The sequence below is a fragment of the Arthrobacter sp. NicSoilB11 genome (assembly GCF_019977375.1).
Lineage (GTDB): Bacteria > Actinomycetota > Actinomycetes > Actinomycetales > Micrococcaceae > Arthrobacter.
In genome coordinates this window covers 2,893,322-2,915,500 of record NZ_AP024657.1, presented here as the reverse complement: position 1 = coordinate 2,915,500, position 22,179 = coordinate 2,893,322, and the positions used below count along the sequence as shown (strand labels likewise).

Annotated in this window: 14 protein-coding genes; 8 read left to right on the top strand and 6 right to left on the bottom strand. The window is 66.9% G+C overall.

Annotation, left to right across the window (positions count from 1 at the left end):
• Positions 1 to 49: 49 nt before the first annotated feature.
• From LDO14_RS13485 to LDO14_RS13470, 4 genes are all read right to left on the bottom strand, one after another.
• The gene (locus tag LDO14_RS13485; RefSeq protein ID WP_018768559.1) at positions 50 to 787 is read right to left on the bottom strand and encodes an amino acid ABC transporter ATP-binding protein; all 738 of its coding nucleotides are present in this window, start codon (positions 785 to 787) and stop codon (positions 50 to 52) included.
• Complete coding sequence (locus LDO14_RS13480; RefSeq protein ID WP_018768558.1) at positions 784 to 1,548, bottom strand: amino acid ABC transporter permease; 765 nt, start codon at positions 1,546 to 1,548, stop codon at positions 784 to 786. Before LDO14_RS13480 ends, LDO14_RS13485 begins: the two co-directional genes overlap by 4 nt.
• 12 nt (positions 1,549 to 1,560) lie before the next feature.
• The gene (locus LDO14_RS13475; RefSeq protein ID WP_018768557.1) at positions 1,561 to 2,514 is read right to left on the bottom strand and encodes an ABC transporter substrate-binding protein; all 954 of its coding nucleotides are present in this window, start codon (positions 2,512 to 2,514) and stop codon (positions 1,561 to 1,563) included.
• Positions 2,515 to 2,843: 329 nt separating this feature from the next.
• Positions 2,844 to 3,554 carry a 3'-5' exonuclease gene (locus LDO14_RS13470; protein WP_018768556.1) on the bottom strand — a complete coding sequence of 237 codons (711 nt, stop codon included), beginning with the start codon at positions 3,552 to 3,554 and terminating at the stop codon, positions 2,844 to 2,846.
• A gap of 63 nt (positions 3,555 to 3,617) precedes the next feature.
• Here LDO14_RS13470 and LDO14_RS13465 point away from each other — a divergent pair, with 63 nt between their 5' ends.
• The 3 genes from LDO14_RS13465 (at position 3,618) to LDO14_RS13455 (ending at position 10,884) form a co-directional block, all read left to right on the top strand.
• Positions 3,618 to 4,034 carry an MGMT family protein gene (locus LDO14_RS13465; RefSeq protein WP_223992149.1) on the top strand — a complete coding sequence of 139 codons (417 nt, stop codon included), beginning with the start codon at positions 3,618 to 3,620 and terminating at the stop codon, positions 4,032 to 4,034.
• A 122-nt stretch (positions 4,035 to 4,156) separates the two neighbouring features.
• A complete protein-coding gene (locus LDO14_RS13460) occupies positions 4,157 to 7,408 on the top strand; it encodes an ATP-dependent DNA helicase (RefSeq protein ID WP_134163901.1) in 3,252 nt (1,083 codons plus the stop codon).
• On the top strand, positions 7,405 to 10,884 hold the full coding sequence (locus LDO14_RS13455; RefSeq protein ID WP_223992147.1) for a UvrD-helicase domain-containing protein: 3,480 nt from the start codon (positions 7,405 to 7,407) through the stop codon (positions 10,882 to 10,884). Before LDO14_RS13460 ends, LDO14_RS13455 begins: the two co-directional genes overlap by 4 nt.
• 33 nt (positions 10,885 to 10,917) lie before the next feature.
• On the opposite strand, the gene LDO14_RS13450 is transcribed toward LDO14_RS13455, so the two are convergent.
• Positions 10,918 to 12,177: a macrolide 2'-phosphotransferase gene (locus tag LDO14_RS13450; protein ID WP_018768552.1), complete on the bottom strand. Its 1,260-nt coding sequence runs from the start codon at positions 12,175 to 12,177 to the stop codon at positions 10,918 to 10,920.
• Positions 12,178 to 12,320: 143 nt separating this feature from the next.
• Between LDO14_RS13450 and nudC the strand changes: the two genes are divergently transcribed.
• The 3 genes from nudC to LDO14_RS21660 are packed head-to-tail and all read left to right on the top strand — an operon-like array spanning position 12,321 to position 16,163.
• Positions 12,321 to 13,343 carry an NAD(+) diphosphatase gene (gene nudC, locus LDO14_RS13445; RefSeq protein ID WP_223992146.1) on the top strand — a complete coding sequence of 341 codons (1,023 nt, stop codon included), beginning with the start codon at positions 12,321 to 12,323 and terminating at the stop codon, positions 13,341 to 13,343.
• A gap of 55 nt (positions 13,344 to 13,398) precedes the next feature.
• Positions 13,399 to 15,534, top strand: a complete 2,136-nt coding sequence (locus tag LDO14_RS13440) for an ATP-dependent DNA helicase UvrD2 (protein ID WP_223992145.1) — start codon at positions 13,399 to 13,401, stop codon at positions 15,532 to 15,534.
• Positions 15,531 to 16,163 carry a M48 family metallopeptidase gene (locus tag LDO14_RS21660; protein WP_223992144.1) on the top strand — a complete coding sequence of 211 codons (633 nt, stop codon included), beginning with the start codon at positions 15,531 to 15,533 and terminating at the stop codon, positions 16,161 to 16,163. The genes LDO14_RS13440 and LDO14_RS21660 overlap by 4 nt, the downstream gene beginning before the upstream one ends.
• A 64-nt stretch (positions 16,164 to 16,227) precedes the next feature.
• Here LDO14_RS21660 and LDO14_RS13430 read toward each other — a convergent pair whose 3' ends face one another.
• A complete protein-coding gene (locus tag LDO14_RS13430) occupies positions 16,228 to 17,652 on the bottom strand; it encodes a zinc-dependent metalloprotease (RefSeq protein WP_223992143.1) in 1,425 nt (474 codons plus the stop codon).
• A 136-nt stretch (positions 17,653 to 17,788) separates the two neighbouring features.
• On the opposite strand from LDO14_RS13430, the gene LDO14_RS13425 reads away from it, so the two are divergent.
• The gene (locus LDO14_RS13425; protein WP_223992142.1) at positions 17,789 to 19,003 is read left to right on the top strand and encodes a S16 family serine protease; all 1,215 of its coding nucleotides are present in this window, start codon (positions 17,789 to 17,791) and stop codon (positions 19,001 to 19,003) included.
• A 162-nt stretch (positions 19,004 to 19,165) separates the two neighbouring features.
• Entirely contained in the window at positions 19,166 to 22,144 is a 2,979-nt protein-coding gene (locus tag LDO14_RS13420) for a UPF0182 family protein (protein WP_223995227.1), read from the top strand.
• Positions 22,145 to 22,179: the final 35 nt, after the last annotated feature.

Here is a 22,179-nt window from a genome sequence, read left to right as displayed (position 1 = left end):
GGGGAAAGTCCGGGAAGCGGGGATTTTCTGTCTGTGCGTGCCTTCGGCCCTAGAGGACGTCCGAGAGGAAGCCCTTGAGCCGGTCCGTCTTCGGGTCGGTGAAGAGCTGCTCCGGCGGACCGGACTCCACCACAACACCGGCGTCCATGAACGTCACGGCGTCGGACACGTTGCGGGAGAAGCCCATTTCGTGGGTTACCACCACCATGGTCATGCCGCCCTTGGCGAGGTCCGCCATCAGCGACAGCACGCCCTTGACCAGCTCCGGGTCCAGGGCAGAGGTTGCCTCGTCGAAGAACATGACCTCCGGCTTCATGGCCAGCGCACGGGCGATGGCCACGCGCTGCTGCTGGCCGCCGGAGAGGTTGGCCGGGCGGGAATCGGCCTTATGCCTCAGGCCCACCAGGTCCAGCTGCTCCAGTGCCTCACTGCGCGCCTCCTCCTTGGAGAGCTTGCGCAGCTTCCGCAGGGCCAGTGAAACGTTTTCCTCCACCGTCTTGTGCGGGAACAGGTTGAACTGCTGGAACACCATGCCGATCCGGCGGCGCAGCTCGTCCGGGTTGTCCTTCAGGACTGACCGCCCGTCCAGCAGGATGTCCCCCTGGTCCGGTTCGATCAGGCGGTTCATGACGCGCAACAGCGTGGACTTGCCCGAACCCGACGGTCCAATGACGGACGCCGTGGTGCCCTGGGGAACGTGCAGGTCGATGCCCCGCAGGACGTGGTTGCTGCCGAAGGAAAGGTGGATGTTCTTGGCGCTCAGTGTTCCCGACGCAAATTCGCTCATGCCTGGGCTCCCTTTCCAACGACCGCTGCGGCCTCGTCCGGTTCCTTCTTTTCGGGCCTGCCGGTGCGCAGCCGGGCATCGATCCAGTTCACGAAGTGGGTCAGCGGGATGGTCAGCGCCAGGTAGAAGACGGCTGCCGCCACGTAGGGCGACAGGTTGCCGGTGGTGGCCGCCGCATCCTTGCCGATCTGGAAGATCTCGCGCTCACTTGCCAGCAGTCCCAGGAGGAAGACAAGGGATGATTCCTTGATCAGCGCAATGAACTGGTTGACCAGGGCCGGAAGCACCCGCCGGATGCCCTGGGGCACCACTACAAGGCGCATGGACGCACCGTAGCCGAACCCCAGGGCGCGGGAAGCCTCGAGTTGTCCCTTGTCGACGCTCTGGATGCCGGAGCGGAAGATCTCGCCGATGTAGGCGCCGGACATCAGCGAAAGCGCCGCGACAGCCATCGGGTAGGGGCTCGTGGAACCCGTGAATTCGCGGACGATCGGCCCGAACCCGAAGCCGATGACCAGGATGGTCAGGACCGGCGGGAGGCCGCGCAGGATGTCCGTGTAGATCCGCGCGACCCAGCGCGCTGCTGCGTTCCGGGAGATCCCCATCAGGGCGAGCAGCATCCCCAGGGCTGTCCCGATGATGCCCGAGATGATGGCCAGCACGAGGGTATTCGGCAGGCCGACGGCGAACATCTTGGGGATGACTTCGCCCATCGCCTTCCAGTCAAGGAAGGTGTCAGCGAGTTGCTTGAGGATATCCATGGAACGCCCTGGTTACTTGGCGGCCGGGATCTGGACGGCCTTGCTGCCCGGCTTCCAGCCCTGCGGGGTCTGTTCAGCGGCGGTGGGGCGGTCCTTGTACCACTCGGACGTCAGCTTGGCCCAGGTACCGTCCGCGATGACCGCGTCCAGGCCGGAGTTCAGGGCGTCGATCAGGGGCTGGTTGTCCTTGTTGACGGCGTAGGCGGTGAAGTTCTGGGTGTTCACAACCTTCTCGGCGATCTTGGTGTTGTCGCCTTCCTTGACCTGGCCGGTTGCCTGCTGGGAGGGTGCCACCCAGGCGTCGATCTGGCCGTTCTTCACGTTGCCGTACACGGTGTTGTAGTCCGGGAAACGGACCGGCTCCAGCTTGAGGGTGTTGGTGACGTAGTCGTCCTGGACGGTGCCCTGGACGACGCCGATCCGGACGCCTTCCTTGAGGTCGGCGAAGCCGTTGACCTTGGAGCCGTTCTTGGTGACCACAGCCATGTAGCCGAAGTCGTAGCCGTTGGTGAAGCCAACGGTCTTGCGGCGGGCGTCGGTGGTGGAGATCGAGGAGGATCCGACGTCGAACTGCTTGTTGGCCACCTGGGACAGCAGGGCCGAGAAGTCGGTGGAGGCGAACTCAACCTTGAGGCCCAGCTTGTCGGCAATGGCGCGCAGCAGCTCGTTGTCGTAGCCGGTGAACTTGCCCGAAGGGTCGATGAAGATGTTGGGCGGGGCGTCCGAGAGGGTTCCCACGCGCAGGGTGCCCTCGGTGATGAGGCCCAGCTTGGTCTTGTCGATCTTGTCCACCGGGGTGACGTTGGCGGTGGTGTACTTGTCCAGCGTCTGCTGGTCGCTGCCGGCGAGGGCATCGGTGGGGGTGCCGCTGGGCTGGGAAGACCCGCCGCCGCAGGCTGCGAGGGAAACCGCGAGGGCAAGTGCAACGGGAGCGGTAGTGAGCCACTTCATCGCTTTGATTTTCATCAGGTTGTCACTTTCATATGAGTCATAAGTCGACCGGGCCGCAAGGCAGCGCTGTGGCGCCTGGCACCTGCCCGGTGCCGGTCGAGCCGTCCGGGGCAGGGGTGACCGCAAAACTTTATTGTCTCACTAGCGTGAAGTGAGGGTCCTTGCCGAAGAAGCGCGAGCCCAATCTCGGTTCTGCCAAACGAAATTCTGCCCTTTATGAGGAAGTTGGAGCAGCTTGCGCGCGGTTACCCTCTTCCGGTGAAGGATGCAGGTGCAGAGACTCCGCGGTTTGTGAAGCAGCATGACTGTGACATGCCTCCCAGTTTGGAGTGGCGCGGCTGCGCCTAGAAGCCACCTGCCGTTGCATCCTGCGGCGGCAGCACCGGCCAGTCACCCTCGATCACGGCGGCCGGCTTTGTCTTTCGGAGGTACCCCTGGAAGTCCGCCGCCTGGCTGACCGCCCAGTCCACCTGCAGTTGGTGCAGCTGGCTTGCCGGCATCACCAGCTTGGGGAACTTGCCCGCCATCGCATCGAGGACCCGCAGGGTGGCAAGCGCATCCGCGGCCGAAGTGTGGGCATTGTCCAGGACCACGCCGTACTCCTCGCACAATGCGGTGAGCGTGCGCTTGCCCTTGCGGAACCGGTCAACCTGCTTGTTCATGATGTAGGGGTCAAGGACCGGGAAGCGGCTGAGCTGGGGAATCCCATAGCGGGCGGATTCAGCGGCAAGGACCGTGAAATCGTAGCTCGCGTTGAACGCGATCACCGGGATGGCGGAATCGAAGAGCTCCTGGAGCACCGCGGCGACTTCACGGGTGACCTCGTGCGCCGGGCGGCCGTCCCGCCTGGCCTGTTCGGTGGTGATGCCGTGGACGTCACTTGCCTCGGTGGGGATTTCCACGCCGGGATCAGCCAGCCACTCGTGTTCCTTGATGACCTGGCCTTGGTGGTCCACCACGGTGATTGATGCGGTGACGATTCTTGCCGCCCGCGAATTGCGGCCGGTGGTTTCCAGGTCGAAGGCTGCGCGGGGAAGGGTGTTCCAGGAACTCATGCTTCAACGCTAAAGGGACCCACTGACAAATCCGTGGAACGCCACTGGGGCTAGATTGGATCAATGCGGAATGAGTACGTCCAAGCGGTCCTTGCCGTCGTAAGGCTGGTACCGCCAGGGTCCGCAGTGTCGTACGGGGATGTGGCCGAGCTCCTGGGTTCGGGCGGACCGCGCCAGATCGGTTCCGTCATGAGCCACCATGGCGGCGGCGTTCCCTGGTGGCGCGTCCTGAAGGCCAGCGGCCACGTGCCCGAGGGGCATGAGGCCGAGGCCCTCATCCTTTACCTTGAAGAGGGCACCGCGCTCCTTGGCGACTTCAGTTCGTACCTCCGGACCGGGGAGGGCCGGTGGCGGGTTGACCTGGCGGCCGCCCGCTGGGCACCCACGGAGAGTGATTTTGACAGTATCGACGCAATTGCCGGGCAACTTGAGCGCAGCCTCCACAGATTGTCGGTGGCTGATGATGGAATGATTTTGTGACCGTAACAATTCCTTTGACCGGCCCCTGGGACCCGCACCGGCAGGCGCCGAGGACAGGCCAGCCCCACACGGGGCAGGAGCAGGCTTTTCCCGACGCAGGGACCCCGGACAGCGGCAGTGGCCTGCCTGCTGTCCCTGCCCTCCGGTTGCTGCCCCCGCGACGGGTGCACGTGGAAGCCCTCCGGCTCACGCCGGACCAGCAGGCCGCAGTTGACGTGGCACAGGGTTCCGGGCCCGTCCTGGTCCCGGGCGCACCGGGCACGGGAAAAACCACCGTCCTGGTCGAGGCCGCCGTCCAGCGGGTCTTCCGTGACGGCGTCGACCCCGAGCGCATGCTGATTCTCGCGCCCACCCGCCTCGCTGCCGATTTCCTGCGCGACCGTTTTACCGCCCGGCTGGACAGGAGCCTCAGCACCACCCCCGCCAGGACGTGGGCCTCCTACGCCTTCGACCTGATCCGCCGTGCCAAGGCCGAGGGCGTCATCCCGCTTTCCAGGCCGCCACGGCTGCTGTCCGGCCCGGAACAGGACCTCATCATCAGGGAACTCCTCGAAGGCCACAGGCTTCCCGGCCTTGAACTGCCCTGGCCCGCCGATCTTGAGGGGGCACTGGAAACCCGCGGCTTCCGCCAGGAAGTGCGGCAGCTCTTTGACCGCATCATCGAATCCGGCCGCACGGCCGGGGACCTTGTCCGGTTGGCGGATGAATGCAACCGGCCCGATTGGAAAGCCGCAGCTGCGCTGTATGCCGAGTACCGCGACGTCCTTGACCTGCGGATGCCCGAGGCCTTCGATCCCGCCGGGATCATCACGGCCGCCCGGCAGATCTTCCAGGACGCCCCGGATTTCCTCGCCGCGGAACGTGCCCGGCTGCAGGTTGTCCTGGTGGACGATATCCAGGAAGCAAACCCCGCTATCTTTGAGCTGCTGGCAGATATCGCCGCCGGCAAGGACTGCTACGTGACATCGTCCCCGGACACGGTGGTCCAGGGTTTCCGGGGAGCCCGTCCCGACCTGGTGGCGGAGCTGCCCCGGCTGCTGTCAACCCGGACGCCTGTCCTGGAGCGCCCGCTGTGGCACGCCCACGGCCTGGCGCCCAGCCTGGCCGAGGCGTGGCAAAACGTCGCGGGCCGCATTTCGCAGCGCGCAGGCGGCCAGCTGGCACGGCGCCTTGAACCGCCGGTGTGGCCTGGACAGGCCGAAGGCCCCGCGCGCCCCGGACCTGCCGTTCCCGGGAACGTCGAGGCCCATCTGGTCCCCACTCCGGTGCATGAGCTCCGGTATGTTGCACAGCGGATCCTGGACCAGCACATCAACCACAACCGCGGTCTCGCGGATATTGCAGTCATCGTCCGCAACGGCGGCCAGGTCAGCGAGTTGCAGCGTTATCTCTCCGGGCAGGGCATTCCGGTGCGGGTGCCTGTGGCCGAATCGGCGGTCCGGGACGAGGTGGCTGTCCGGCCCCTGCTGGATGCTTTCGCCATTGCGTTGGATCCCAAGCTGCTGACACCCGAGGCCGCAGTGTCACTTCTCACCTCCCGCATCGGTGGTGCCACCTCCATCGAACTGCGCAGGCTCCGGCAATCGCTGCGGCGCGAGGAACTCCTGGGCGGCGGGGGCCGCGCCAGCGATGTGCTGCTGGTCGAGGCACTGCTTGAGCCCGGCGCGCTGGGTGCACTGGGTATCGAGGGCCGCGCCGCCCGCCGGACTGCCCGGATGATCCAGGCCGGGCGGGAAGCCGCCCACCTGCCCGGTGCCAACGCCGAGTCGGTGCTGTGGGCGCTCTGGAACTCCACGGGGCTCTCATCGGTGTGGACGGCCACCGCTTTGTCGGGCGGCCCGCACGGGGCCCGGGCTGACCGCGACCTGGACGCCATGATGGCGCTGTTCCACACAGCGGAGCGCTACGTGGACCAGATGCCCGGCGCGGGCCCCGAACAGTTCCTGGAGTACCTCCTGAACCAGGAGCTTCCCATGGACACCCTCGCCGCCCGCGCCCAGGTGGATGATGCCGTGGAGTTGATGACCCCCGCCAGTGCCGCCGGGAGGGAATGGCCCGTCGTGATCGTTGCGGGGCTGCAGGAGGGGGTGTGGCCCAACACAAGGCTCCGCGGTGAACTGCTCGGCAGCACGCTGTATGCGGATGCCGTGGAACATGGTCCGGAGTATGCCCTCCAGCGGGACCCCTTGAGCCGCCTCCGGGACATCCGCTACGACGAACTCCGGAGTTTCTCCACGGCGGTGTCCAGGGCACGGGAGCTGCTGGTCTGTACGGCAGTCTCGTCGGAGGACTGCCAGCCGTCATCCTTCCTGGACTTCGTTGCGCCCCTGGACCCGGGGGAGGAGGGGCGGGCGTTCACCCAGGTGGAACGGCCCATGACGCTGCGCGCCCTGGTCGCCGAGCTCCGGCAACATGTCCAGTTGGAGGGGACAGCCCAGGCAGCGGAAGCCGCGAGGGTTCTGGCGCATCTCGCTGCGCAGGACCCTGCCGTGGCCGGAGCGCACCCGGACAGCTGGTGGGGACTTGCCCCTTTGACCTCCTCGGAGGCGGTGGTCCCGCCCGGCGGGACGGTGTCCGTTTCCCCCTCAAAGGTGGAGACCGTCCAAAAGTCGCCGTTGGACTGGTTCGTCCAGGCAGCCGGCGGGGAAGCAGCAACGGACTTCGCCCGGAGCCTGGGCACCCTGGTGCACGCGATCGCGCAGGACATGCCGGACGCGTCCGGATCAGAGTACGTTGCTGAACTCGTGCGGCGCTGGCCTGCGCTGGGTATGAAGGACAACTGGGAGGGAAAGCTGGACTTCCAGCGTGCTGAAGCCATGGTGCGCAAGCTTGCGCAGTACGTGCTTTCGATGAGGAGCGGAAACCGCAGCCTGCTGGGCGTGGAAAAGGACTTTGAAGTGGCCCTTGGTCAGGTGGCAGTGGACGATGCTCCGCCGCGTGAAGCGGTGCTCCGCGGCCAGGTGGACCGTTTGGAGATCGACGCCGAAGGGCGGCTGGTGGTGGTGGACCTCAAGACCGGGAAGCGGCAGCCAGGCAAGGACGATCTGTCCCGCCACCCACAGCTCGGCGCATACCAGGCGGCAGTACTGGCGGGCGGTTTCGATGCCGGCGCTGACGGGGACCGCCCCAGGTCCGGCGGGGCCGTGCTGGCACAGCTGGGGACTGGAGCCATCAATCCAGCCATCCAGCAGCAGGAACCACTCGACCCGCAGGAGAACTGGGCATTGGACATGGTGGAGGAGGCGGCCGCCGTGATGGCCGGCAAGGAGTTCGTTGCACGGCATGACCCTGCCAAGGGCAGCCATGGCGGCCATGGCTGCCGGCTCCCTGAGGTGTGCCCCCTGTGCGCGCGCGGAAGGCAGGTGACCGAATGAGTGGGGTGCCGGCAGCCGCGGAAGCCGCTCCGGCGGTGCGCTTCAGCCCCGAAGAACTGTCTGCGCTGCTCGGAGAAAGAAATACCCCAACGCCTGAGCAATCAGCGATCATCTCCTCGCCGCTTGCTCCGCGGCTGGTCATCGCGGGAGCCGGATCGGGAAAAACCGCCACCATGGCGGACCGGGTGGTCTGGCTCGTGGCCAACGGGTGGGTCACCCCTGAGGAGGTCCTGGGCGTGACCTTCACCCGGAAGGCGGCCGGCGAACTTGCCAGCCGGATCCGGTCAAAGCTCCTGGCCCTGCAGCGTCTTGCGGCGAAGGAGGCCGGGAAAGGCGTCTTTCCGGAGGCCCTGGGCAGCAGTGACGCCCTTGAGCCCAAAGTGTCCACCTACCATTCGTTCGCCAGCGGCATCGTCTCCGACTACGGGCTGCGGCTCGGGGTGGAGCGGGACGTGGTTCTGCTGGGCGGCGCGCAGGCCTGGCAGCTGGCCAGTGAGGTGGTTGAGGCCTACGACGGCGAATACGCCCACTTCCGGGCCGCCAAGTCCACATTGGTGAAGGCCGTCATTCAGCTGGCGGGGGAATGCGCGGAACACCTTCAGGAGCCTGAGGACGTCGAAGCGTGGCTCATGGCCCGCCTTTCGGAGTTTGATTCACTGCCCTACGTGGCCGGAAAGAAAAGGAACCCGCCCAAGGCGGCACTGGACCTGGGTGGAATGCTGCGGACCAGGGCAAGCGTCGCTGACATGGTGGGCCGCTACGCCGCAGCCAAACGGGCCCGCGGCGCACTCGATTTCGGCGACCTGGTGGCCCTCGCCGCCAAGGTGGCGCAGGAGGTCCCGCTGGCTGCCCAGATGGAGCGCCAGCGGTACAAAGTGGTCCTGCTCGACGAGTTCCAGGACACCTCATACGCGCAGTTGGTGCTGTTTTCCCGTCTGTTCGGCGGCGGCCACGCCGTGACAGCGGTCGGGGACCCCAACCAGTCAATCTATGGTTTCCGTGGCGCTTCCGCGGGCCAGTTGTTCCACTTCGTCCGCGAATTTCCCGTCCGGACCAGCGCACCGGACGAGGCACCGGGCTGGGCGCCTGCCCCCACCTCATACCTCACAACGGCCTGGCGGAACGGCCGGTCGATCCTGGCCGCAGCAAACGTCATGTCGCAATCCCTCGGCCGGTCAGCGGCCCACAAGGGACCTGCCGGGGACAGGGCAGCAGCTGCGGACGTGCCCCCGCTGCAGCCGAGCCCCCATGCCGTGGACGGAACGGTGGTGCTGGGCCGTTTCGCCAGCGACGTGGAGGAAGCTGCAGCCCTGGCTGACGATGTCCTGAAATACCGGGTGACAGACTTCGAACTGAAACCTGACGGTGTGCCCGAGCCGCCGGCCCTCGCCGTGCTGTGCCGCAGGCGCGCCCAGATGGAAACCGTCCGGCGGCAGTTCGAGGCCCGGGGGATCCCTTACGAAATCGTCGGTCTTGGCGGACTCCTGGACACCCCGGAGATTGTTGACCTGGTGGCCACCCTCCGCGTGCTTGCCGATCCGGGGCGGTCTGATGCCCTGATGCGGCTGCTCGCGGGTGCCCGATGGCGGATAGGTCCTGCCGACCTCATGGCCCTGCGCGATTGGTCGAGCCAGCTGGCAAGGAGGCGGGGGCGGGCTGCGCAGGAGTTCGACGCCGACACCCGGGACGGTGACAGCGATGAAGCAGGCGTCCCCGTCCTCGAGGGTGACCTTACCGACGGCGCCAGCCTGGTGGAGGCCCTGGACTTCCTGCCGCGTGACGGGTGGACGTCGCAGAATGGCCGCATCCTCAGCGCTGCGGCCCGCAGCAGGCTGGCCCGGCTGTCTGCCGAGTTGCGGCAACTGCGCGGATACCTCGGCGATGACCTCACCACGCTCCTGGGCGAGGTGGAGAGGGCCATGCTGCTGGACATCGAAGTGGCAGCGCGCCCGGGGATCAGCATCCACCAGGCCCGCCGCAACCTCGATGCGTTCCAGGGTGCCGCCGCCGGGTTCCTGCGCACCTCCCAGAGAGTGGATATCCTCGCTTTCCTGTCCTGGCTGGAGGCTGCTTCAGCGGAAGAAAACGGGTTGGAAGCGCCTGCCAGTGACGTGAACCGGGAGGCCGTGCAGCTGTTGACGGTCCACGCTTCCAAGGGCCTGGAATGGGATGTTGTGTTTGTCCCCGGGATGAATGCCGGCGCCTTCCCCAGCGACAGGGACTCCCGCTGGAGCAGCGGTTCCGCCGCGCTGCCCTGGCCGCTGCGCGGGGACCGGGCCGACCTTCCGCAGTGGGACCTCGACCAACCGGACCAGAAAGGCTGGCTGGACGCGGAGAAGGACTACAAGGCCGGGGTGCAGGCCCACGGCGAATCGGAGGAACGGCGGCTGGCGTACGTCGCCTACACCAGGGCCAAGCATGTCCTGTGGGTGTCCAGTGCCGCCTGGGTGGGCTCACGGGCGGGGCGGGCGGAGATGTCTCCATTCCTTGCGGAGCTGGAAGTCCTGGCGCAACCGGCTGACGGCGCGGGAAGTCGGGAGGCTGTGGTCCACCCGCTGTCGCTGGAGGAGGCAGCGCTGCCCCTGCAGAGTCCGTTGACACTGGAAACAGAAGAAGCAACCTGGCCGTACGACCCCCTTGAAGGGCCCGTGGACCCACGCAGCGGTGAGCGCCTTCGGTTGGCCCGCGGGCGAAGGACGGCCATGGAGTCGGCGGCCCAACGGGTGCTCGGGATCCTGTCCACCGGCGGGGGAGCGCTGGTGCCCGCGGAGCGGTCCGGGCCGCAGCCCGGCCTGACGGGAGCAGCGGCCGGCTGGGCACGCGAAGCCGCGTTGCTGCTGGAGCGCAGGGCCAGAAGATCCAGTGGGCAGGATGTGCACCTGCCTACCCACATCTCTGCTTCCACCCTGGTTGACCTCGGGGATGACCCTGAGGCGGTGCTGGGGCGCCTGCGCCGGCCGGTGCCCCGGGAACCGGGCATGTCGGCCCGGAAGGGCACCGCTTTCCATGCTTGGGTGGAGGAATATTTTGGCAGGGCCGGAATGCTGGACCTCGGCGAAGCGCCCGGTTCGGACGACCATATCGATGCTGCCTACGATTTGGATGAGATGGTGGCTACGTTCAAGGCTTCCCCTTGGGCTGAGCGGAACCCGGCCTTCGTCGAGGTCCCGGTGGAAACCAGGGTTGGGGAGGTTGTGGTGCGGGGCCGGGTGGACGCCGTATTCCGTGACGCCGATGGCCGCTGGGACCTGGTGGACTGGAAAACCGGCCGCCGGCCGTCCGCGGAGCAGCTGAAGACCCGTTCGATCCAGTTGGCGGTGTACCGGCTGGCGTGGGCACGCCTGAAGGATGTTCCCCTGGAGGACGTGCGGGCTGCATTCTTCTACGTGGCTGACAACGCTGTGGTGCGGCCGCACGATTTGGGATCGGCCGACGAGCTGGAAGGAATCGTTGCCGCTGCGCTTAGCCGGCCTTGAGTGGGACTGCCACGTGGCCAGGCCTGGCCAGGCTCAGCCCTGTTTGACGTTAATGACCGAGATGGCGGCGGTGGATGTATCGTCCGGACCCTTGGTTCCGGGGGTTTCGGCGCCCGTGGCCTCCGCGGAACCGGCTGCAGTGGGCTGCTCCGCCGGGATGGGGGCAACGTGCACTGCAGGTTGGATGGAGACTGCCGGCTCCGCTGGCGTAGTGGACCCGGCGGGGACCGGAACCACCGTAACGGCGGGAGTGACGGCGGAACTGCCGCTCCCGGAAGCCGCGCCTGTTCCGGATCCGGTGGCGGCTGCGGGAACGGATGCGCCTGCAGCGTCCGGGCTGTCCTTGACCGGAAGCGGCTCCACGCTGATCGGCTGGCCGCCGTACTCGGCGATGTCGCTGGCCAGGCTCTCCAGCATGTCTTCCGCCTCGGTGACCATGTCCTGGTCACCGGTGGCGAGGCCCTTGACCAGGTACTGAGCCAGGGCGAATTCGGCGGACAGGGCGGCCCGGCGCAGGAGGTGCTGGTCCGGCACGTCGCGTCGGCTGGATGTGTACGCCTTCAGCACGGCGTCAATGAAGTCCTGTTCATTGGAAGCCACCAGCCAGGCGAAGTCATCGGCCGGGTCCCCGATGCGCAGGTCGGTCCAACCTGTTACTGCGGTCACCCTGCCCGCCTCCACCAGCAGGTTGTCCTCATGCAGGTCGCCGTGGACCACGCAGGGGTTGAACCGCCACAGGGACACATCCTCCATGGCGTGTTCCCAGCGGCGCAGCAGTGCGGCCGGGATCTTGCCGGTGGTGGCTGCCTGGTCCAGTTCGTTCAGCCGCCGCTGGCGGAACTCGTTGGGGGTGTAGCTGGGCAGGTCGGCGTTGCTGACCAGTGAGCGGGGCAGGTCGTGGACCGCGGCCAAGGCGGAGCCGATCTCCCGGGCCAGGCCGGCAGGCCCCGACGTCAGCTCCTCGACGCTGCGTGTGGTGCCGGACAGGTGCGAGTATACGAAGGTGGTCAGCGTTCCCAGCCGGACGCTGCCGGCCACCGTCGGCATCAGGAACGGCAGTTCGGCGCGCACGGCGGGAGCAAAAGCCCGGAGTACCAGGAATTCCGTTTCCAGCCGCGCGCTGGCTTCCGCGTGGCGCGGCGACCGGACCCGCCAGCGCTTTCCTTCGGAATCGAGGAGCAGGGCCGAATCGAAGTCCGCGGGGTCATCCGGCGCGGAGCTAACGGCCGTCGGGGTCAGTCCGGGGACTGCCGCGGTTGCTATTGCCGCCAGTTCAATCGGTTTTCTTCTCACCGTTCCACGGTAGATTGCCCGCCCTCCCAGACAGCGGTCCGGCCGCGGCGAGTCTTGAGATAGCTGCAAATAGGGGGCTTCCCTGCGGCGGGGCGGTACCTCCCGAAATGTGAAATGTCGGAAGCAGTCAGTACGGTGGAACCATGAGCCATGCGGAGTCTGTCATACCCGTCCACCAGGCGGCGCCGGAACGGCTGCCGGCGAACCATCTGGTGGATACCCTGCTCCCCGTAAGGCCGGCCTTGGTGGACCGCGGATCGGCCGCGCGCGCCAGGCCCGGCTTGATCGATGATCTTCTGTCCGGCCCGGATGCGCTGGCTGCGGTCCTGTCGAGGCGCCAGGGGCTGGTGCAGGGCGGCGACATGATGCTGACCGGGGCCAGGGAACTCCTGGCACAGCTGAAAGCAGCAGGAGCCGCGCCGGAACTCGTGGTGTACCTGGGCTCGGCGCTGCCTGCCTCACACCTTCCGGCCGGGACCGAGCTGCTGCTGTTCGTCCTTCCTGAGCCCCCGGAACCCGGGACCGCCGGTATCCCCGCGGATGCTGAGTGGGCTGGATTCCGCGACGTCGCAGCAGGCTTGACGGCCACTTCCACAGCCTTGTTCGTGGAAGCCAGCGCCATCGCAAACTGGCACGCTGCCCACACGCATTGCCCACGCTGCGGCACCCCCACGGAAGTGGTGGCCGGCGGCTGGGTGCGCCGGTGCCCGGCGGACAGTTCCGAACACTTCCCCCGCACGGACCCCGCCATCATCGTCACTGTCGTCGGCCCGGACGGCCGGCTGCTCCTGGGCGGCGGCGGCCCCGTGGACGCCCGGAACTACTCCACCCTCGCCGGGTTCGTTGAGCCTGGCGAATCCCTTGAAGAGGCCGTGGTGCGCGAGATCCAGGAGGAGGTGGGCGTGCGGGTCACCGCCTGCCAGTACCTCGGCTCCCAGTCGTGGCCGTTCCCCGCCTCCCTTATGCTTGGATTCACCGCCGTCACCGAGGACGCCCAGGCAACGCCCGACGGCGTGGAGGTCACCAGGGCCCGCTGGTTCAGCCGGGAGGAACTCCAGGAAGCGGTGCTCAGCGGGGAGATCACCATCTCCACCAGGCTCTCCATTGCCCGCTCGCTTATTGAGCACTGGTACGGCGGCCGGATCCAGGACCTCACTGGCGCCTAAGTTATTCCATCCACCAGACTCCAGCACGCGGTAGTCGAGAAACAAAGCAGCAGAAGTGACTACAGAGAATTTTGACGGAGCAGCCTCGCTGGAGGACCGGATCCTCGGCGGACTGGACGCCGAACAGCGTGAGGTGGCCAGCACCTTGAATGGCCCGTTGTGCGTCCTGGCCGGCGCCGGCACCGGAAAGACCCGTGCCATCACCCACCGCATCGCCTACGGCGTGCACTCGGGGGTTTACACTCCGCAGCGCCTGCTCGCCGTAACGTTCACGGCCCGGGCTGCGGCAGAGATGCGCAGCCGCCTGCGGGACCTTGGCGCCGGCAACGTGCAGGCCCGTACCTTCCACGCCGCTGCCCTGCGCCAGCTGCAGTTCTTCTGGCCCCAGGCGGTGGGTGGAACACTGCCCAACCTGCTGGACCACAAGGCCCAGATGCTGGCAGAGGCCGCCCGGCGGCTCAGGCTCAGCACGGACCGGGCCTCCATCCGCGACCTTGCCTCGGAAATCGAATGGGCCAAAGTGTCCATGCTGACACCGGCCAATTACCTGGAGAACGCCCAGGGGAGGGGCGCGCCCGGCGGGTTCGACCTCACCGCGGTCGCCCGGGTCTTCCAGTCCTACGAGGACGTCAAGACGGACCGCAACGTGATCGACTTTGAGGACGTCCTGCTGATCACGGTGGGCATCCTGCAGGAGGACGAGAAGGTGGCCGCCACGGTCCGGGAACAGTACCGGCACTTTGTGGTGGACGAATACCAGGACGTCTCCCCGCTGCAGCAGCGGCTCCTGGACCTGTGGCTCGGCGGCCGTGACGAACTCTGCGTGGTGGGTGACGCAAGCCAGACCATCTATTCCTTTACCGGCGCATCGCCCCGGCACCTCCTGGACTTCAAGACCCGATACCCCCAGGCCAACGTGGTCAAGCTCATCAGGGACTACCGCTCCACCCCGCAGGTGGTGAAACTGGCCAATGACCTGCTGGCCGCCCGCCGCAGCGGCGGGCCCACCGCCGACGCCGCGTGGGCATCGCCCCTCCAGCTCGTGGCGCAGCGCCCCGCCGGGCCCGCGCCCCAGTTCACCGAGTGCACGGACGACGAAGCTGAAGCCGCCACGGTGGCGCAGAAGATCAAGGCACTGCTCGACGCCGGCACTCCAGCCAGCGAGGTGGCCATCCTTTTCCGTACCAACGGCCAGTCCGAGGCTTACGAGCAGGCGCTGGCCGCGGCAGGCATCGGCTACCAGCTGCGTGGCGGCGAGCGCTTCTTCGCCCGCAAGGAGGTAAGGGACGCGATCCTCCAGCTGCGTGCCGCCACCCGGGCGGTTTCCGAATCGGACACACCGGAACCCCTGGGTCAACTGGTCCGGGACATCGTCTCCTCCCTCGGCTACACCGACTCGGCACCGCACAGCGGGGGTGCCCTGCGCGAACGCTGGGAGTCCCTCGCGGCACTGGTGGCGCTCGCCGACGAACTGGTGCAGTCCCGCGGCCCCCAGTTTGGCCTGGCTGATTTCGTCAACGAACTCCAGGAGCGTTCCCTCGCCCAGCACGCGCCCACCGTGCAGGGCGTTACGCTCGCCTCGCTTCACGCGGCCAAGGGCCTGGAATGGGATGCCGTCTTCCTGGTGGGGCTCAGCGAAGGCCTGATGCCCATTTCCTTCGCCGATTCACCGGAATCGGTGGATGAGGAGCGCCGCCTCCTCTATGTCGGCATCACCCGCGCCCGTGAACACCTTTCCCTCTCGTGGAGCACCGCGAGGACCCCCGGCGGCCGCGCCAACCGGAAGCCGTCCCGGTTCCTCGACGGCCTGCGGCCGGACTCGGTGGCAAGCTCAAGCACCCGGGGGAAGGGCGCGCTTCCGCGCCGCAAGGCTGCCGCCCCCGCCGTGTGCCGGGTCTGCGGGAGCATGCTTGCCACCGGGGCGGAACGCAAGGTTGGCCGCTGCAACGCGTGTCCCCCCAGCTACGAGGAGCAGACCTTTGATGCGCTCCGCAACTGGCGCCGCGAGGTGGCCCAATCCGCGGACGTCCCGGCCTTCGTCGTCTTTACCGACGCCACCCTCACTGCCATCGCGGAGGCGAGGCCGGCGTCGCTGGAGGAACTTGCCGGCCTGGCCGGCGTTGGCCCATCCAAGCTGGAAAAGTACGGGGAGGACGTCCTCCGGGTCCTCGTCGAAAGCTCGGTCCTGTGAAACGCGGAGCCAGCGGCGGTGCCCGGCAGGCGTCAGGGCTGACCACCTCGAACGGTTCTCCGGTGGAGGTGCGGCGCTCTGCCCGGCGCACACGCACCGTGGCGGCGTTCTGGGAAGACGGGACGGCGGTGGTTGCCATTCCGGCCCGCTTCACTGCGGCGCAGGAGCGCGAGTGGGTCCACAAAATGCTGGCCAAACTGCACACGCAGGGGCAGCGGCATGCGGCAGCCGGGCGGCGGCGTCCTGCCACAGATGAGGCCCTCGCAGCCCATGCGGCCACGCTGTCCACGCAATACCTCGGTGGCCGGTCAGTGCCCACATCCGTCCGTTGGGTCAGCAACCAGAATTCCCGGTGGGGTTCGGCCACGCCGGCCGAGGGGACCATCCGCCTGTCTGACAAGCTGCGGCCCATGCCCCAGTGGGTCATCGACTACGTGCTGCTCCACGAGCTGGCCCACCTTCTGGTGGCCTCACACAACGCTGCCTTCTGGCAGCTGCTGGAGGCCTACCCCGAAACCCAGCGGGCCAAGGCCTTCCTCGAGGGTGTTTCCTTCGCCACGTCGCGGGGAATGGACAAAGATGCCGACCAGCCTGACGTCGGCCCGCTTGACGCTGACGTAGTCCAATAGCGGGCATTAAATCCGGCGAAAAGCAGTCTGGCGGGCCAGGAAGCCCTGGCCCGCCAGCAATGTCTCAGCCCTTGGGCTGGTCCGTTCCGCCGTCGTCGTCCTTGCTGCCGGTGTCCCCGGCGCCGCCCTGATCACCGGAGGTGTCGTCGAAACCGCCGTCCAGCAGTTTCTGCAGCGCGTCATCCACCTCGCTGTCGCTTGCCTCGGCAAGCTTGCGGCGGGAGCTGAAACCCTTCGGATCATCCAGGTCCTCGGCCGTGGGCAGGAGGTCGGGGTGGTGCCAGATGGCGTCACGGCCCTCGATCCCGCGTTCCTCCTTCAACGTGGCCCACAGAGTGGCCGCGTCCCGCAGCCTGCGCGGACGCAGCTCGAGTCCCACCAGTGAAGCGAAGGCGTGTTCGGCGGGACCGCCCGTTGCCCGCCGGCGCCGCACTGTTTCGCGCAGTGCCCCGGCGGACGGCAGGACCTTCTCCGTGGCGGCCGCGGTCAGTTCATCCACCCAGCCCTCCACAAGGGCCAGTGCGGTCTCGAGCTTTTCCAGTGCCTGTTCCTGGGCGGGAGTCCGCTGTGGCATGAACACGCCCTGCGACAGGGCCTCCTGGATGCCTTCCGGGTTGCTGGGGTCAAGGTCGCGGGCGAGTTCCTCGATGCGTGAGGTGTCGATGTGGATGCCGCGGGCGTATGCCTCGATGGCGCCCAGCAGGTGTCCGCGCAGCCAGGGAACCTGTACGAACAGCCGGGCGTGCGCGGCTTCCCGCACGGCCAGGAACAGCCGGATGTCGTTCTCGGGCAGGGACAGGCCCTCGCCGAACGCGGCGACATTGGCCGGCAGGAGTGCCATCTCAAGGTCGGCCAGCGGGACGCCGATGTCGGTGGAGCTCACCACGTCCTTGGACAGGGCGCCGATGGCCTGCCCCAGCTGCATACCGAAGATGGCGCCGCCCATGTTCTGCAGCATCGAGGAGGCGCCGCCCATCATGGACTTCATTTCCTCGGGCATCTGCTCCGTCATGGCGGAGGAGAGCGCATTGGCGATGCTGTTGGCCACGGGTTCTGTCAGCCGCTTCCAGGTGCCCAGGGTGGCCTCCACCCATTCCGCGCGGGACCATGCCTTGCCGATCAGACCGGTGGCGGGCAGGTCGGTGACGGGGTCCAGCCACATCTCGGCGAGGCGGAGGGCTTCATCCACCTCCCGGGACTGCTGGGCAGTGACGGACGGGTCCGCGCTGCCGGCCGCAACCCGCCGGGCATTGTCGTGGGCCAGTGTCCAGTTGACGGGCCCTTCGGACGGTGCGCTCATCATCGCCTGAACCTGGGAGAACATCTGGGCCAGCAGGTTGGGGTCGTCCGGCAGGCCGGCCGCCTTGGCCAGCTCGGCGGGATCGAAGTTTTCCATCCCCTTGCCGCCCATTAGGTTCTGCAGCATTTCGGTCAACGGATCCTTGGGGGTGTCGTCGCCGTTGGACGGATTGAGTGGGTTGGAGGTCATGGTCCCGCCGATCGATGGTGTGACTGTTGATCAACCTTCACGGTACCCCGGTGGGGGTCGGCTGTCTGCCGCCCGCCGCCGTCGTTCGCTCTAGGCAAAGCGCCCCGTCGCACCACCACCGCGTACTGTTGGTGGGGTGACTACAACCCGTGGCGGCCACCCTTCAGAGGACCACGTTCCCGATCTTCCCCCTTTCTCCAATCCCGGTCCGTTTGGTGCCGGCAGCCCGCCCGAAGGCTCCGGGGCCGGTGGCGGCCAGGCAGTTGAAGGCAGCGGCCCCGGCGCGTCCGACGGCGGCGGCACGGGCAGGCGGCTTTCCACCATGATGGTTGCCGGGCTGGCGGCGTTGGGGCTGGGAATTGCCGTGGGGACGCTTCCGGTGCCGTATGTCATTGAATCGCCCGGGCCCACCTACAACACGCTGGGGGAGAGCCAGGGACATCCGGTCATCAACGTCAGCGGCCGCGAAACGTATCCGGCTGCCGGGAGCCTCGACCTGACCACCGTGTACGTTGACGGCGGCCCCAACGGCCCGGTCAGCATCCTCAACGCATTCTCGGCATGGCTGGACAACTCCAAAGCCGTGTACCCGGTGGAGCTGATCTATCCCACGGGCACAACCAAGGAAGAGGCCCAGGAACAGAGTGCGGTGGCCATGGCCACGTCCCAGGAGAACGCGGTGGCCTCCGCCCTGAATGAACTCGGGATTCCCTTCAGCCAACAGCTCCAGGCCGCGGACCTGTCCAAGGATTCCGCGTCCGCCGGCAGGATCCAGCAAGGGGACATCCTCAAATCCATTAACGGCAGGGACATCACCGCCCTCAGTGTGATCCAGGATGAGCTGGCCTCGGGCAAGGGTGCCCCGGTATCGGTAACGGTGGAACGCGCCGGCCAGCCCGTCACCGTCCAGGTCACGCCCAAGGACAACGGCCAGGGCCGTTTCATCCTCGGTGTCATGTTGAAGTACCTCTTCAGCTTCCCCTTCCAGGTCCAGATCTCCCTGGACAAGGTGGGCGGGCCCAGTGCCGGGCTCATGTTCTCACTGGGCATCATCGATACGATTACGCCGGGGGACCTCACCGGCGGAAAACATATCGCGGGTACCGGCACCATCTCGCCTGACGGCAAGGTGGGACCCATCGGCGGCATCGGGCAAAAGATGCGGGGTGCGCGTTCGTCCGGTGCCACCCTTTTCCTGGCGCCCGCCGGCAACTGCAACGAAGTGGCCGGCCACGTTCCCGACGGCCTCCAGGTGGTCCGCGTGGAAAACCTCTCGGAAGCCCGGCATGCCGTGGAACTGGCCGGAAGCGGCCAGGACACATCCGCGCTCCCGGCCTGCGCCAGCAAATAGACTGGGCGCAACTAGACTCACAGGAACTAAGCTTTACCGCCACTCGTGGCACAGTTGACGGACGAAACCAGCCGTTTGACCGGTACCGTACGTCGCTCGCACGCTTCGAATATTTCGACGACCAGCTATGAGGTACCCAGTTTGTCCCGTCCCGCCAGCACCATGTCCACCGGCAGGCCCCCTTCACGACGCGGCGTGCTGACGCCCACCCTGATTATTGTCGCCCTGGTGGTAGTGGGCTTCATTTTCTTCGCCAACGTCTGGACCGACGTCCTCTGGTACCGGCAACTGGGCTTCATCGAAGTCTTCGTCACCGAGAACCTCGCCAAGATCGCCACCTTCGTGGCCGGCTTCGCCATCATGTTCGCGGCTGTCTTCTTTTCGATCCGCATTGCCTACAACGCCCGGCCGGTCTACGCGCCGGACTCTGAAATCAGGGACAACCTCAACCGGTACCAGGCGCAGCTGGAGCCGGTCCGGCGCATCGTCATGGTGGGCCTGCCGGTCCTCTTCGGCCTGTTTGCGGGCAGCGCTGCGGCGAGCCAGTGGCAGAAGGTCCTGCTGTTCTTCAACCAGGTTGGCTTCGGCGAGGCCGATCCGCAGTTCAACATGGACATCAGCTTCTACCTGATGACCCTGCCGTTCCTCGGTTTTGTGACCGGGTTCCTGATCAGCGTGGTGGTGATTGCGGTCATCGCCGGCATCCTCACGCACTACCTGTACGGCAGCATCCGGCTGATGGAGCGCGGCGTGTTCACCAGCCGCGCGGCACAGATCCACATCGCCGTGACCGGCGCCGCCTTCCTGGTGCTCCTCGGCGTTAACTTCTGGCTGGACCGCTACTCTTCCGTCCAGAGCAACGGCGGCCGCTGGGCCGGCGCCCTCTACACGGATGTCAACGCCGTCATCCCCACCAAGGCCATCCTCGCCGTGGCTGCCGTGCTGGTGGCCATCCTGTTCATCGTGGCCGCCGTGATTGGCCGCTGGCGCCTTCCGGTGATCGGTACCGCCATGCTGATCATCACCTCCATCCTGGCCGGGGGCGTGTATCCCTGGGTGATCCAGCAGTTCCAGGTCCGCCCGTCCGAGCAGACGCTGGAAAGCAAGTACATCCAGCGCAACATCGAGAACACGCGCAAGGCCTACGGCCTGGACGGCATCCAGGAAACCCGGTACGACGCCACCAACACGGCCAGTACCGGCGCGTTGGCGCCGGACGCCCAGACCACTGCCAACATCCGCCTCCTGGACCCGAACCTGATTTCGGACGCGTTTGCTCAGCTGGAGCAGTACCGCCCGTACTACCAGTTCCCCAAGGCCCTCAATGTGGACCGCTACGAGGTGGACGGCAAGATCCAGGACACCGTGATCGCCGTGCGGGAACTGAATCCCACGAACGTGGCAACCAACCAGCAGGGCTGGCTGAACCAGCATGTGGTGTACACCCACGGCTATGGGGTTGTGGCTGCCAAGGGCAACAAGTTCACGGTTGACGGCAAGCCTGAATTCCTCCAGTCCGGCATTCCGTCCACCGGGGTGTTGGGCAACGATACAACCTACGAGCCGCGGATCTACTTCGGCGAGTCCTCGCCCGAATACTCGATCGTCGGCGCACCCGACGGCGCCACCCCGCGCGAGCAGGACCGCCCTTCCGGCAAGGAAGGGGAAGGCGAAACCCAGTACACGTTCAAGGGGAACGGCGGGCCCAATGTTGGATCCTTCTTCAACAAGATCCTTTACGCCATCAAGTTCCAGTCCTCGGACCTGCTGCTTTCGGACGGCGTGAACCCGGCGTCGCAGATCCTGTATGACCGCAGCCCCCGCGAGCGTGTCCAGAAGGTGGCACCCTACCTGACCGTTGACGGCGGCGCTTACCCGGCCGTGGTGGACGGCCGGGTCAAATGGATCGTGGACGGCTACACCACCAGCCAGTACTACCCGTACTCGCAGCAGAAGCAGCTCTCGGATGCCACCACTGATTCGCAGACCAGCTCCGGCCGCGCCGTGGCCCTGCCCAACAGCACGGTGAACTACATCCGCAACTCGGTCAAGGCCACTGTGGATGCCTACGACGGCTCGGTCACCCTCTATGCCTGGGACGACACGGACCCGGTCCTCAAGGCCTGGCAGAAGGTCTTCCCATCATCCCTGAAGCCGTACTCGGAGATGTCCGGCGCGGTGATGAGCCACGTCCGCTACCCGGAGGACCTCTTCAAGGTCCAGCGTGAGCTGCTGGGGCAGTACCACGTGACGGATCCCACCAGCTTCTACAAGAACAACGACGCATGGAGCGTACCTGCCGATCCCACGGTGGATACGGACGTGAAGCAGCCGCCGTTCTACATGTCGCTGCAGATGCCGGACCAGCAGAAGCCTGCGTTCCAGCTGACGTCCTCGTTCATCCCGCAGATCGTCAACGGCAATGCCCGCAACGTCCTGTACGGGTTCCTCGCCGCTGACTCGGATGCCGGGAACCAGGCCGGTGTGAAGGCGGACGGCTACGGCAAGCTCCGGCTGCTGCAGATCCCGCCGGAAACGCAGGTGCCCGGTCCGGGCCAGGCGCAGAACAAGTTCAACTCCGATCCCACTGTTTCGCAGGCACTGAACCTGCTGCGGCAGGGTGCGTCGGACGTGCTGAACGGCAACCTGCTCACCCTGCCCGTCGGCGGCGGCATCCTTTACGTCCAGCCTGTCTACCTCAAGTCCACCGGTGAGACGTCCTATCCCACCCTGCAACGCGTGCTGGTGGCCTTCGGGGACAAGGTGGGCTTCGCGCCAACGCTTGACGCGGCCCTCAAGCAGCTCTTCGGTGGTGACTCCGGTGCAGCAGCGGGTGACTCCGCCAACAACGGCCAGGTGCCGGCCGGCCCGGCAGCGCCTGCGACACCGGCCGCAGCGGACGCGAAGGCCCAGCTGAAGGCGGCCCTGGACGAGGCGAATGCGGCCATCCAGTCCGGCCAGTCGGCACTGGCGGCAGGCGACTTCGCTGCCTATGGCGAGGCGCAGAAGAAGGTGGCGGCCGCGCTGAAGAAGGCGATGGACGCCGAGGCCAAGATCCCGGTCACCGCTCCGGAGGCAAGCCCGGCCCCCGCTGCTTCCAGCTCACCCTCGGCAACGCCGTCCCCGTCAGCGGGCCGGTAGCAGGACGGGCACAGCAGCACGACGGCGGCGGCCCG